We start from the raw sequence: 12,446 nt of genomic DNA, 5'->3' as shown, positions 1-12,446 counted from the left end.
GTACGGGGTGGGGGGGTGGGGGGGGGGGGGGGGGGGGGGGGGGGGCGGGGGGGGGGGGGGGGGTGGGGGGGGGGGGGGGGGGGGGGGTGGGGGGGGGGGGGGGGGGGGGGGGGGGGGGGGGGGGGGGCCCCCCCACCGCCAGGGATCCGCAGAGGACGACCAGGACAACCAGCAGACGCACCCGGATATTCGGCATGTCCACCACATTCCGGCCGCGCCCCTGACGGCGTCAATACACCTGACTCCGAGGTAAGTTGACCAGCAGTCAGCTCCAGTCGGCTCTCCGCTCAGTCGCCCACCCTGCGGGTCACATTCAGCAGGTACTCCTTCCGGTTCAGCGGGTTGTGATCGGTACGCGGCCGCTCGGGGACCGTGCCCCGGGTGACCGGCGCGTAGTGGTCGAAGGCCGTCTCCAGCTCCCCCTCGCCCCGGGTGAGACCGGGCAGGCGTTGCTCCAGCTCGTGCACCCGGGCGGCCGGCACCGTGCCCTCCAGCACGACGGCGGCGCCGAGTGCGGCGGTGGTCTCCGGTACGGCACCGAGCCGGGCGAGCACCGGGAGCAGCGCGCCGAGTGTGTCGGCCGGGGCATCGAGCCGGAAGCGGTGCAGGGGCTCGTGCACCACGGTGCCGGCCCGGCGCAGCGCCTCGGTCAGGACCAGCGGGGTCAGGCCCCGGAAGTCGTAACCGGTGCTCGACATGCTCTTGTCGAAGCCCTGGTGGGCGTGACTCTGCCGGGGCGAGTAGCCGGAGTGGGTCATGGTGACCGTGCAGTCGGGGACCTGCCAGCCGTGCAGTCCCTGGCCGAGCGTCTCGCGGACGGTGTCCTCGACGGCCTTGAAGAAGGCGTACGGCATCGAGCCCAGCTCCACCTCCAGCCAAAACCGCACCCCGGAGCCGGGCGGTGCGGGTTCGACGCGCAGGCCGACGGTGGCCAGGAACGGGTTGGCGTCCTTCTTGTTGAACTCCACGGCGTGCCCGGTGCCGGCCGGCCGTTCGATGCACAGGGTCGTCGTCTCGCGGAAGGTGACGTCCAGGCCGTACTCCTCGGCGAGGGTCGCCTGGATGACCTCCTTCTGCACCTCGCCGTACAGGGACAGGGAGGTCTCCCCGCGCACGTCGTCGTGGCGGACCGCGATGAGCGGGTCCTGCTCGGCGAGCTGGGTGAGGGCGAGGTGCAGGGAGCGCCGGTCCGTGCCGGGGCCGGGGACGACGACGGTCTCCAGGGTGGGCGGCGCGAAGTGGTGCACGTACGCCGGCCTCGGCAGGCCGAGCGCGTCACCGATCCGGATACCGCCGAGCCCCCACACCTTGACGATCCGCCCGGCCCCGGCCCTGTCCCGGCGCACGTCCACGCCCCGCTCGAAGACACTGATCCCGGTGACCCGCCCCTCCGCCCGCCCCCGAGCACGCCGCCCGGCCGCCTCAGGCCGACCACGGCCCTCCGGGCTCCCGTCGAGCCCCCGGCCGTTCCGACGGCCGCCGGCACCCCCCGCCACGGCATGACCGTCACAGAGCCGGACCTGCGAACCCTCGCCGGCACCCCGCCCCTCCCCACGACCACCTGCACGCCCGGCCACCGGACGACCGTCGGTGACCCGGCCCGCTCCTGCGGCACCTGAGGCTCCGCTGCCCGCACGAGGGCCACCAGCCCCCTCCCCTGCCCGGCCGGCACCGGCAGCACCTGAAGCCCCGTCCCCGACACGACCGTCACCCGCGCCACCCGCCCGGCCGGCAGACCCGGCTCCCGCGCGACCGCCGCCGGAGCTGCCCTCCACCCGGCCACCGACGGCCCGACCCTCGCCCCGGCCACCGACGGCCCGACCCTCGCCCCGGCCGCCGCCCGCAAGAGCCTCCTCGGCGTCCTCCCCGAACGGCACACGGTCGCGGACGCACAAGGTGCCCGAGAAGATCCGGGCGTAGGCCACCCTCTCCCCCGCCGGGCCGCGTTCGACCTTGAAGACGGTGGCCGACAGGGGGCCGGCCGGGTCGCCGTCGGCGGCGGGCAGCAGGTGTTCGATGCCGACGATCAGCTCCGGTACGCCTGCGCCCGTGATGGCGGAGCCGAAGTACACCGGATGGACCAGGGCGCGCCGGGTCTGCGCGGCCAGGGCGGCGTGCAGGCGGGCCGCGGGCACACCGCCGTCGAGGTATGCGGCGAGCAGGTCGTCGTCGTGGTCGGCGAGCACCTCCGGTGCGGCCGGGCCGAGGCCGGGTACGAAGCGGGCGGCGCGGGTGCCGAGACCGGCGGCCCGGCCCATCGGGACCAGTGGTACGGCCAGCCGGTGGGCCATCTGGCGGAGTACCGCCTCCTCGCGGGCGCCCCGCCGGTCGATCTTGTTGACGAAGATCAGGGTGGGGATGCGCAGCCGGCGCAGGGTGCGCATCAGCACCCGTGTCTGCGCCTGGACGCCCTCGACGGCCGAGACGACCAGGACGGCGCCGTCGAGCACGCCGAGCACCCGCTCGACCTCGGCGATGAAGTCCGGGTGACCGGGGGTGTCGAGGAGGTTGACGGTGACGCCGTCGAGCGGGAACGACACGACGGCGGACTTGATGGTGATACCGCGCTGCCGCTCCAGCGCGAGTGTGTCGGTGGTGGTGCTGCCGGCGTCGACACTGCCGGCCTCGTCGATCACTCCGGCAGTGTGCAGCAGCCGTTCGGTCAGGCTGGTCTTACCGGCGTCGACATGGGCGAGAATTCCGAGATTGAGCAGATGCACTGAGCGTGATGTCCTTCGGCACGGGGCGGGTTTCTACCTGGGTGGACATGCACGCAGCGCGCATCGCTGGTCCTCTCTGTGTGACGACGTACGCCGCGCAGTGCAGCAGACACCGGCACCCGGCAGCAATGGATTAACGCTCAACCAAAGTCCGGGCGGTGCACTCGCCCCACCCGGAGCACGGTCGTAGGGTGACCTACATCACGCCAGGTGGCTGAAAACCCTCTTCCGCACGGCCTGGAGGGCCCATGACCCGCATCTCGGTGAAGGTGGACGGCACGACGTACGAGGACGACGTGGAACCCCGTCTGCTCCTGGCCCACTACCTCCGCGACCGCCTCGGCCGCACCGGCACCACGATCGGCTGCGACACCTCCAACTGCGGAGCGTGCACGGTGGACCTGGACGGAGCGAGCGTGAAGAGCTGCTCGCTGCTCGCCGTCCAGGCGGACGGGTGCGAGGTGACGACGATCCAGGGGCTCGCCCAGGACGGCGAGTGGACGCCGCTGCAGCGCGCGTTCCACGAGAAGCACGGTCTGCAGTGCGGCTACTGCACCCCGGGCATGATCATGGCGGCACGCGATCTGCTCCGCGAGAACCCGCACCCCGGCCCGGAGGAGGTCCGCAAGGGTCTGGAGGGGAACCTCTGCCGCTGCACCGGCTACCAGAACATCGTCCGCGCGGTGCTCGCCGCGTCCGGACAGCAGGACTCTTCCGGGCAGCAGGCCACCGAGGAGGTCACGGCATGACCGGCCAGGCCGTCGAACGCGAGGTCGGCCGCGCCCGCCTGCGCAAGGAGGACGCCCGGCTGATCACCGGCCAGACCAACTGGACCGACAACATCCAGGTGGCCGGGCTCCTGCACCTGGCGATCCTGCGCAGCCCGATGGCCCACGCCCGCCTCACCCGCGTCGACGTCTCCTCCGCCCTCGAACGGCCCGGTGTCGTCGCGGCGTTCAGCGGCGCCGACCTCGCCGAGGGGCTGGGCTCACTGCCGTGCGCCTGGCCGGTGACCGAGGACATCGTGCTGCCCGACCATCCGCCCGTCGCCGTCGACGAGGTCCGCTACGCCGGCGACCCGGTGGCGGTCGTGGTGGCCCGCGACCGGTACGCCGCCGCCGACGCGCTGGAGGCGATCGAGGTCGACTACGACCCGCTGCCCCCGGTCCTCGACCTGGAGGCCGCGCTCGCCGAGGACGCCCCGCTGGTCCACGCCGACAAGGGCACCAACCGCTGCTACACCTGGCCGCTCGCCACCGGCGAGAGCTTCGAGGCGGTGCGGGAACGGGCCGAGGTGACGCTGAAGCGCCGCTACCACCAGCAGCGCCTGATCCCCAACGCGATGGAGCCGCGCGCCGTGGTCGTCACCCCGCTCGCCGCCTCCGGCGAGTACACGGTCTACTCCGCGACCCAGATCCCGCACATCCTGCGGATCATGCTCGCGACAGTGACCGGGATCCCCGAGCACAAACTGCGGGTGATCGCCCCGGACGTGGGCGGCGGTTTCGGCTCCAAGCTCCAGGTGTACGGCGAGGAGGCCCTCGCACTCGCGGTCGCCCGCAAGCTCGGCCGGCCGGTGAAGTGGACCGAGTCCCGCTCCGAGGGCGCGCTCGCCACCCACCACGGCCGCGGCGTGATCCAGGACATCGAGATCGCCGCCACCCGCGAGGGAAGGGTGCTCGGCCTGAAGGTGGACCTCCTCGCCGACATGGGCGCCTACCTGATGCTCGTCACCCCGGGCATCCCGATCCTCGGTGCCTTCATGTACCCGGCGATCTACAAGATGGACGCCTACGAGTTCACCTGCACCGGCGTGTTCACCACGCGCACCCCCACCGACGCCTACCGCGGCGCCGGACGCCCCGAGGCGACCTTCGCCATCGAGCGGACCATGGATGAGCTGGCGGCCGAACTGGGGCTGGACCCCGTCGAGTTGAGGCGTCGGAACTGGATCCGGCACGAGGAGTTCCCGTACACCTCGATCGCCGGGCTGACCTACGACAGCGGCAACTACGAGGCGGCCACCGAGAAGGCCCTCGCCCTGTTCGGCTACGACGGCCTGCGCGCCGAGCAGCGCGAGCGCAACGAGCGCGGCGACCCCGTACGGCTCGGCATCGGCGTGTCGACGTACACCGAGATGTGCGGTCTGGCGCCGAGCCGGGTGCTGCGCGACCTCAGGTACGGGGCCGGCGGCTGGGAGGCGGCGAGCATCCACATGCTGCCCACCGGCAAGGTCGAGGTCGTCACCGGCACCAGCCCGCACGGGCAGGGCCACGAGACCTGCTGGAGCCAGATCGCGGCCGACGTGCTCGGCGTGCCCTTCGACGACATCGAGGTGGTGCACGGCGACACCAAGGCGGCTCCGCAGGGCATGGACACCTACGGCTCGCGGTCGCTGGCCGTCGGCGGCGAGGCCGTGCACCGGGCCGCGCGGACGGTCGTGGAAAAGGCCCGGAAGGTCGCCGCCCACCTGCTGGAGGCCAGCGAACAGGACCTGGAGTTCAGCGGCGGCGTGTTCTCCGTCAGGGGGTCACCGGAGGCCCGCAAGACCATCCAGGAGATCGCGTTCGAGGCGTTCACCAACCACGACCTGCCCGACGGTGTCGAGCCCACGATCAACGCCGAGCACGTCGTGGACCCGGAGAACTTCTCCTACCCGCACGGCACCCATCTGTGCGCGGTCGAGGTCGACACGGAGACCGGGAAGACCAGGATCCGGTCGTACGTCTGCGTCGACGACGTGGGCCATGTCGTCAACCCGATGATCGTCGAGGGGCAGGTGCACGGCGGTCTCGCGCAGGGCATCGCCCAGGCGCTGTACGAGGAGGCCGTGTACGACGCCGACGGCAACCTGGTCTCCGGCACCCTGGCCGACTACCTCGTGCCGTCGGCGGCCGACCTGCCGGAGTTCACCACCGACCGGACGGAGACACCCGCGACGTCGAACGCCCTGGGCGTCAAGGGAGTCGGGGAGGCGGGGACGATCGCGTCGACGCCCGCCGTGGTCAACGCGGTCGTGGACGCGCTCAGGCCGCTGGGCGTGCGGGACGTACGGATGCCGTGCTCGCCGCACCGGGTGTGGCAGGCCATCCAGGAGGCACGCTCAGGAGGGGCCGACGGGACCAGCACGGCCGGCGGCACGGGCCAGGCCCGGTCCGGGCAGTCCGGACAGGCCGCGCAGTCCGGCGAGCTGGGCCAGTACGGCCAGCCGGGTGAGGAGGGTTCGGCATGATTCCGCCCGCGTTCGAGTACACCCGTCCGATGAGCGTGGACGAGGCGGTCCGCGCGCTCGCCGACGCCGGCGAGGACGCAAAGGTGCTGGCCGGCGGGCAGAGCCTGCTCCCCCTGCTGCGGCTGCGGCTGGCCTTCCCGGAACTCGTCGTGGACGTCGGCCGGATCCCCGAGCTGCGCGGGGTCCGCGAGGACGGCGACACGCTCGTCATCGGCGCGCTGACCACGCACCACGAAGTGGTCCACGACCCGCTGGTGCGCGAGCACGCCGGGCTGCTGGCCGAGGCGGCGGGCACGGTCGCCGACCCTGCCGTCCGGCACCGGGGCACCCTCGGCGGCTCGCTGGCGCACGCCGACCCGGCCGGTGACCTGCCCGCCGTGGCCCTGGCCCTGGACGCCGGCCTGGTCGTGACCGGTCCGGGCGGCCGGCGCACCATCCCGGCCCGGGAGTTCTTCGTCGACTACCTCCAGTCCGCGCTCGCCCCCGACGAGCTGCTGACGGAGGTACGGATCCCGAAGACGGACGGCTGGGACTTCCACTACGAGAAGTTCCACCCGGTCGCCCAGTCCTGGGCCATCGTCGGCGTCGCCGCGCTGGTACGGCGCGACGACGGGCGCGTCACCGACGCCCGCATCGGGCTGACCAACATGGGCTCCACCCCCCTGCGGGCCACGGCCGCCGAGGAGGCGCTGTCCGGCGCCGACGGTCCCGACGCCGTGGCGCGGGCCGCCGAGGCGGCGGCCGAGGGCACCCGGCCGTCGCAGGACCTGTCCGCCTCGCCCGAGTACCGGCGGCACCTGGCACGGGTGCTGACCCGGCGGGCGGTGCTGACCGCCACCGGAATGGGGTGAGCGCCGATCATCCGGATCGACGACCCGGAGCAGGTGGGGGCCCGCCTGGAGGAGACGGGATACCTCGTCGACGAAGGGCTGGCCGTCACCTGTTACCTGGCGCTGAGGCTGCACCGGCCGCTGTTCTGCGAGGGCGACGCGGGTGTGGGCAAGACCGCGCTCGCCGCCGCCCTGTCCGAGGCGCTGGGCGCGCCGCTGATCCGGCTGCAGTGCCACGAGGGCATCGACGCCTCGCAGGCCCTGTACGACTGGGACTTCCCGCGTCAGCTGCTGCACCTGAGAGCCGCCGAGGCGGCCGGGGTGACGGACGCGGACCGGCTGGAGAGCGAGCTGTACGACCGGCGCTTCCTGATCGCCCGGCCGCTGCTGCGCGCGCTGCAGACGCAGCCGTCGGTGCTGCTGGTGGACGAGATCGACCGGGCCGACGACGAGTTCGAGGCGTTCCTGCTGGAGCTGCTGTCCGAGTACTCGGTCACGATCCCGGAGCTGGGCACACTGCGTGCCGAGAACCCGCCGGTCGTCGTCCTGACCTCCAACCGCACCCGCGAGGTGCACGACGCACTGAAGCGGCGCTGTCTCTACCACTGGTTCGACCATCCCTCCTTCGCCCGTGAACTGGCCATCGTGCGGCGCCGGTTGCCCGGGGTGTCGGCGCGGCTGGCGGAGCAGGTCACGGCGCTGGTGCAGGCGCTGCGGGGCGCGGACCTGCTCAAACCGCCCGGCGTGGCCGAGACCCTGGACTGGGCCGAGGCCCTGGACGCGCTGGGGGCGAGCGAGGTGGACGCGGAGCTGGCGGTGGCGACGCTGGGCTCGGTACTGAAGTACCGGGAGGACACGGACCGGGCGCGGGGCCTCGATCTCGCGGCGGTCCTCGCGGCCCGGGGCGGGTGAGGGCGATGGCCACGACCGGGAGCGGTGCGAACCCGCCGCCGGGAGCGGACGCCGCGCAGCAGGGCGGGAACCCACGGCTGCGCCCCCCGCCCACGGAACCGCAGGCCGCGCACGCCGAGCGGCTCAGGACAATCACCGACCCGCTGGGGACGGACCCCGCACGACCCGACACGGACACCGACCCCCTCGGTGCGCGCCCCGGGCGGCTGGGGGCGGATGCCGTGTTGCTCGGGTTCGTGCGTGCGCTGCGGGCGGCGGGTGTGGACGCGAGCAGCGAGCGTCTGTACGCGTTCCTGCGTGCCGCGAGCGCCCTGCGGCCGGGAGTGCGTGCGGACGTGTACTGGGCGGGGCGGGCGACGCTGTGCGGCGGGCACGACGATCTGGAGCGGTACGAGCGGGTGTTCGCCGCGTACTTCGGGCCCTCCGGCGAGCAGGCCCCGCGCCCGGTGCGCGCCGCTCCCCCGCCCCGGCTCCGGCTGGTCGCCCGGCAGGCGCCGCACGGCGCGCCCGCACCCGGTGAGGGAGAACCGCCGGGACCGCCGGTCGCCGCGCTCGCCAGCTCGGCCGAGGTGCTGCGGCACCGCGACGTAGCCGAGCTGGACGCCGTCGAGCGTGCCCAACTGCGCCGTCTGCTGGCCGCGTTCGCGCTGCACGGGCAGACCCGGCGCTCGGCGCGGCGCAGGCCTGCCCGGCGCGGCGAGGTCGATCCGCGCCGCACCGTGCGGGAGTTGCTGCGGCGGGGCGGGGAGCCGGCCCGGCTGCGGCGGCACACGCGGGTGGCGCGGCCCCGCCGGGTGGTGCTGCTCGTCGACGTGAGCGGCTCGATGGCGCCGTACGCCGACGCGCTGCTGCGGTTCGCGCACGCGGCGGTGCGCACGGGCCGCACCGAGGTGTTCACCATCGGCACCCGGCTGACCCGGGTGACCAGGGAACTCTCGCACCGCGACCCCGATCTGGCGATGGCGGCCGTCGCGGCGGCCGTGCCCGACTGGCGCGGCGGCACCCGGCTCGGCGAGCTGGTGCGCGACTTCCTGAACCGCTGGGGGCAGCGCGGAATGGCGCGCGGGGCGATCGTCGTGCTGCTCTCGGACGGCTGGGAGCGCGGCGATCCGGAACTGCTCGGGCAGCAGATGCGCCGCCTGCATGCCCTGGCGCACCAGGTGGTCTGGGCGAACCCGCGCAAGGCGCGCCCCGGTTACGCGCCGCTGGCCGCCGGGATGGCGGCGGCCCTGCCCAGTGTGGACGCCTTCGTGGAGGGGCACAGCCTGGCGGCGCTGGAGCGGCTGGCGGCGGTGGTGCGGGGCGCTCAGGGGGGTGCGGGCCCGGTGGTCCCGCCGGCCCCGGTGGTCCCGGACCCGGTGGTCCCGGTGAAAGGAGCGGATGGTGCGTGAGATCCTGCCGGCGCTGGCTCGCTGGCACGCGGCCGGTGTGCCGTTCGGGCTGGCCACGGTCGTCGCGGTCAGCCGCAGCGCGCCGCGCGGCCCCGGTGCCGCCATGGCGGTGGGCCCGGACGACGAGGTCGTGGGAAGCGTGTCCGGGGGCTGCGTGGAGGGCGCGGTGTTCGAGCTCGCCCAGCAGGTGGTGGCGAGTGGCGAGGCCCGTCTGGAGACGTTCGGCTACAGCGACGAGGACGCGTTCGCGGTCGGGCTCACCTGCGGTGGTGAGATCACCCTGCTGGTACGGCCGGTGACGTCCGAGTCGGATCCGGAGTTCGGTGCGGTCGCCGCGTCGGTCGCCGGGGGCGAGCCGGTGACCGTGGCGACGGTGGTGGACGGACCCGCGCCGCGCGGCGCCACGCGCGCCGTCTGGCCGGACCGGGCGGCGGGCACGCTCGGCACGAGCGGCCTCGACGTCGCCGTCACCGCCGACGCACGCGGCGAACTCGCGCTCGGCGCCTCTCTCCTGCGGCACTACGGTCCGCACGGCGAGCGCCGCGAGGACGCCGTGACCGTGTTCCTCCAGTCGTTCGCGCCGCCGCCGCGCATGCTGGTCTTCGGCGCGATCGACTACGCCGCCGCCGTGGCCCGGATCGGTGACTTCCTCGGCTATCGGGTGACCGTGTGCGACGCGCGCCCGGTCTTCGCCACGCCCAAGCGCTTCCCCGCGGGCGTCGAGGTCGTGGCCGACTGGCCGCACCGCTATCTCGCCGGGACGGAGACCGACGACCGCACCGTGATCTGCGTGCTCACGCACGACCCGAAGTTCGATGTACCGCTGCTGGAGGAGGCGCTGCGCCGCCCGGCCGCCTACATCGGCGCGATGGGCAGCCGGAAGACCCACGAGGAGCGCCGCGACCGGCTCATGAAGGCCGGCCTGACCGAGGCCGAGCTGTCCCGGCTGCGCTCGCCGCTCGGGCTCGACCTCGGGGCCCGTACGCCCGAGGAGGTCGCCGTCTCCGTCGCCGCCGAGATCGTCGCCCTGCGCTGGGGCGGCACCGGCGCGCCCCTGACGACGACCGCCGGGGCCATCCACCCCACCCCCGCCTGACGCCTCCGGAAGGAGCAGGTCATGGAGCTGCACCACGAGTTCACCGTCCCCGTCCCGGTCGACGACGCCTGGCGCGCACTCCTCGACATCGAACGGGTCGCGCCCTGTCTGCCGGGCGCGGTCGTGGAGGACTACGACGGCGAGACCGTGACCGGCTCGGTGAAGGTCAAGGTCGGCCCGGTCACGGTCGCCTACCGGGGTACGGCCGTCTTCGAGGAACAGGACGCGGCGGCGCACCGCATGGTGCTGGTGGCGAGCGGCCGGGAGACCCGGGGCCAGGGCACGGCCCGCGCGACGGTCACCGGCACGCTCAGCGAACGCGACGGCGCCACGACGGTGTCGGTCCGAACGGACCTGACGGTGACCGGGCGCCCGGCGCAGTTCGGGCGGGGGGTGCTGGCCGAGGTGGGCGACCGCCTGGTGAGCCAGTTCGCGACCTGCCTGGCGGAGCGCCTGACGGAGCCGCCCCCGGCCGCCGAGGAGCCCGCGCGGGCCGACGGCACGCAGCCGCCGCCGGCCGAGGAGCCGGAGCCACTTGACCTGCTGCGCACGGCCGGGCTGCCGGTGGCCAAGCGGGCGACGGCCCTGGCGGCCGTGGTCGGCGTACTGGCATGGGCGGCGGTGCGACTGCGGCGGCGAAGGGGACGCACCACCCGGCGCCGGTGGCGGACCGTCCCCCGGAGGGAGGGTTGCCGGTGTGAGCCGTACCTCCGCCGGTACCACCGGTACTGACAGCCCATGCCCGCTACCGCGGCAGGCGGTGCAGGGTGACGTCGGTGAGCGCGCCGTCGGTGACGGTCGCCGTGAGGTAGGTGCAGTGGGGCTGGCGGCGCCGGTCGGTGGGTGAGCCGGGGTTGAGCAGGCGCAGGCCGGTCGGGGCGGTGGTGTCCCAGGGGATGTGGCTGTGGCCGAAGACCAGGACGTCGAGGTCGGGGAAGCGGGCGGCGCAGCGGGCCTCGCGGCCCTGGGCGGGGCCGGTCTCGTGCACGACGCCGAAGCGCAGCCCGTCCAGCTCGGCGTACGCCACCTCGGGGAGCCGGGCACGCAGCTCGGGGCCGTCGTTGTTGCCGTAGACCCCGATGAGCCGGCGGCTGCGGCTCTCCAGCAGGTCGAGGGTGGCGGTGTCCACCCAGTCCCCGGCGTGGAGGACGACGTCCGCGTGCGGGAGTTCGGCCAGCAGCGGCTCGGGGAGCAGCTTGGCGCGCTTGGGCAGGTGCGTGTCGGACATCAGCAGGAGGCGCACCGGACCAGCCTAGGTCGTCCGGGAGGTCAGCCGGCGCAGGCCGGTGACCGCGCCGAGTACGGCGGCGCCGGTGCCGAGGGCGGTGACGGCGGGGTGCCGGGCCAGGGCCTGCTGCCAGGAGCGGGCGTGGGCGCTGTCGTCGAAGGAGCCGTGGGCGCCCTGGTCCGCGGCGGGCTCCGTGTCCACCGGTTCGAAGAGGTTGTCCAGGCCAGCCGGCGGGATGCGGTCGGTCTGCTGGGAGTCGAAGCCGGTGCGGGCGAGGTAGCGGTCGAGCAGGGCCGGGGCCAGGCGGTTGGCCCAGATGGTGGCCACGGTGCTGGCACCGACGTAGTACTGCTTGCGGCGCGGATGGTCGGCCGCGTACACCACGCCCCGCGCGGCGACCTCCGGCTGGTAGATCGGCGGCACCGGCATCGGGTGCTCGGACAGCCGGGAGCGTACCCATTCGAACTGGGGTGTGTTGACCGCGGGCAGCTGGGCGACGGTGACGTGGACGTTGCTGCCGCGGTGCAGCAGTTCGGTGCGCAGGGAGGAGGTGAAGCCGTTGATGGCGTGCTTGGCGCCGCAGTACGCCGACTGCAGCGGGATCGACCGTTCCCCGAGGGCCGAACCGACCTGCACGATCGTGCCGCGGTCGCGGGGCAGCATGCGCCTGAGGGCGGTCCGGGTGCCGTTGACGAAGCCGAGGTAGGTCACGTCCGTGATCCGGCGGAATTCCTCGGGGGTGATCTCGTCGAACGGCGCGAACACCGATGAGAAGGCGCAGTTGATCCAGACGTCGATCGGGCCGAACTCCTTCTCCGCGGCCTCGGCGACGGCCTCCACCCGGGCCGCGTCGGCCACGTCGGCCGCCTGCACGAGCGGGCGTCCGCCGAGCGCCGCGACCTCGTCGGCCGCCGCCTCCAGGCCGCCCTGGCCGCGCGCGACCAGCACGACGTTCGCGCCGCGCCGGGCGTACAGGCGGGCGGTGGCGCGGCCGATGCCGGCGCTGGCACCGGTGATGACGACGGTGGGGGGCATGT

At 74.2% G+C, this 12,446-nt stretch carries 10 protein-coding genes; 7 read left to right on the top strand and 3 right to left on the bottom strand.

Translation table 11 applies throughout. From position 1 onward, the window contains the following. Positions 1–287: 287 nt before the first annotated feature. Positions 288–2,720 (bottom strand): GTP-binding protein, encoded by a 2,433-nt coding sequence (locus ACIGXP_RS34650; protein WP_399775207.1) that lies wholly within the window; start codon positions 2,718–2,720, stop codon positions 288–290. A gap of 248 nt (positions 2,721–2,968) precedes the next feature. Between ACIGXP_RS34650 and ACIGXP_RS34645 the strand changes: the two genes are divergently transcribed. The 7 genes from ACIGXP_RS34645 to ACIGXP_RS34615 are packed head-to-tail and all read left to right on the top strand — an operon-like array spanning position 2,969 to position 10,913. Beyond that, entirely contained in the window at positions 2,969–3,469 is a 501-nt protein-coding gene (locus ACIGXP_RS34645) for a (2Fe-2S)-binding protein (RefSeq protein ID WP_399775205.1), read from the top strand. Continuing rightward, positions 3,466–5,952 carry a xanthine dehydrogenase family protein molybdopterin-binding subunit gene (locus ACIGXP_RS34640; protein ID WP_399775202.1) on the top strand — a complete coding sequence of 829 codons (2,487 nt, stop codon included), beginning with the start codon at positions 3,466–3,468 and terminating at the stop codon, positions 5,950–5,952. The genes ACIGXP_RS34645 and ACIGXP_RS34640 overlap by 4 nt, the downstream gene beginning before the upstream one ends. Then, on the top strand, positions 5,949–6,803 hold the full coding sequence (locus tag ACIGXP_RS34635; RefSeq protein ID WP_399775199.1) for an FAD binding domain-containing protein: 855 nt from the start codon (positions 5,949–5,951) through the stop codon (positions 6,801–6,803). Before ACIGXP_RS34640 ends, ACIGXP_RS34635 begins: the two co-directional genes overlap by 4 nt. A 33-nt stretch (positions 6,804–6,836) precedes the next feature. Further along, complete coding sequence (locus ACIGXP_RS34630) at positions 6,837–7,694, top strand: AAA family ATPase (protein WP_399775196.1); 858 nt, start codon at positions 6,837–6,839, stop codon at positions 7,692–7,694. A gap of 5 nt (positions 7,695–7,699) precedes the next feature. Beyond that, the gene (locus tag ACIGXP_RS34625) at positions 7,700–9,085 is read left to right on the top strand and encodes a VWA domain-containing protein (RefSeq protein ID WP_399775193.1); all 1,386 of its coding nucleotides are present in this window, start codon (positions 7,700–7,702) and stop codon (positions 9,083–9,085) included. Continuing rightward, on the top strand, positions 9,078–10,181 hold the full coding sequence (locus tag ACIGXP_RS34620) for an XdhC family protein (RefSeq protein WP_399775263.1): 1,104 nt from the start codon (positions 9,078–9,080) through the stop codon (positions 10,179–10,181). Before ACIGXP_RS34625 ends, ACIGXP_RS34620 begins: the two co-directional genes overlap by 8 nt. A 21-nt stretch (positions 10,182–10,202) precedes the next feature. After that, positions 10,203–10,913, top strand: coding sequence for an SRPBCC family protein (locus ACIGXP_RS34615; protein ID WP_399775191.1), 711 nt, complete (start codon positions 10,203–10,205; stop codon positions 10,911–10,913). Positions 10,914–10,926: 13 nt separating this feature from the next. Here ACIGXP_RS34615 and ACIGXP_RS34610 read toward each other — a convergent pair whose 3' ends face one another. Both ACIGXP_RS34610 and ACIGXP_RS34605 read right to left on the bottom strand, forming a co-directional pair. Beyond that, positions 10,927–11,424 (bottom strand): metallophosphoesterase, encoded by a 498-nt coding sequence (locus ACIGXP_RS34610; protein ID WP_363218861.1) that lies wholly within the window; start codon positions 11,422–11,424, stop codon positions 10,927–10,929. 9 nt (positions 11,425–11,433) lie between these two features. Beyond that, entirely contained in the window at positions 11,434–12,444 is a 1,011-nt protein-coding gene (locus ACIGXP_RS34605; protein ID WP_399775187.1) for an SDR family oxidoreductase, read from the bottom strand. Positions 12,445–12,446 lie beyond the last annotated feature (2 nt).

Origin of the sequence: Streptomyces sp. NPDC053069, from assembly GCF_044546895.1 — a bacterium.
Taxonomy (GTDB): domain Bacteria; phylum Actinomycetota; class Actinomycetes; order Streptomycetales; family Streptomycetaceae; genus Streptomyces.
This window is presented reverse-complemented; position numbering and strand designations above follow the sequence as displayed.

Coding starts and splice junctions, on each gene's coding strand:
- ACIGXP_RS34625 (WP_399775193.1), top strand. CDS start 7,700: ATGGCCACGACCGGGAGCGGTGCGAACCCGCCGCCGGGAGCGGACGCC.
- ACIGXP_RS34640 (WP_399775202.1), top strand. CDS start 3,466: ATGACCGGCCAGGCCGTCGAACGCGAGGTCGGCCGCGCCCGCCTGCGC.
- ACIGXP_RS34635 (WP_399775199.1), top strand. CDS start 5,949: ATGATTCCGCCCGCGTTCGAGTACACCCGTCCGATGAGCGTGGACGAG.
- ACIGXP_RS34645 (WP_399775205.1), top strand. CDS start 2,969: ATGACCCGCATCTCGGTGAAGGTGGACGGCACGACGTACGAGGACGAC.
- ACIGXP_RS34605 (WP_399775187.1), bottom strand. CDS start 12,444: ATGCCCCCCACCGTCGTCATCACCGGTGCCAGCGCCGGCATCGGCCGC.
- ACIGXP_RS34615 (WP_399775191.1), top strand. CDS start 10,203: ATGGAGCTGCACCACGAGTTCACCGTCCCCGTCCCGGTCGACGACGCC.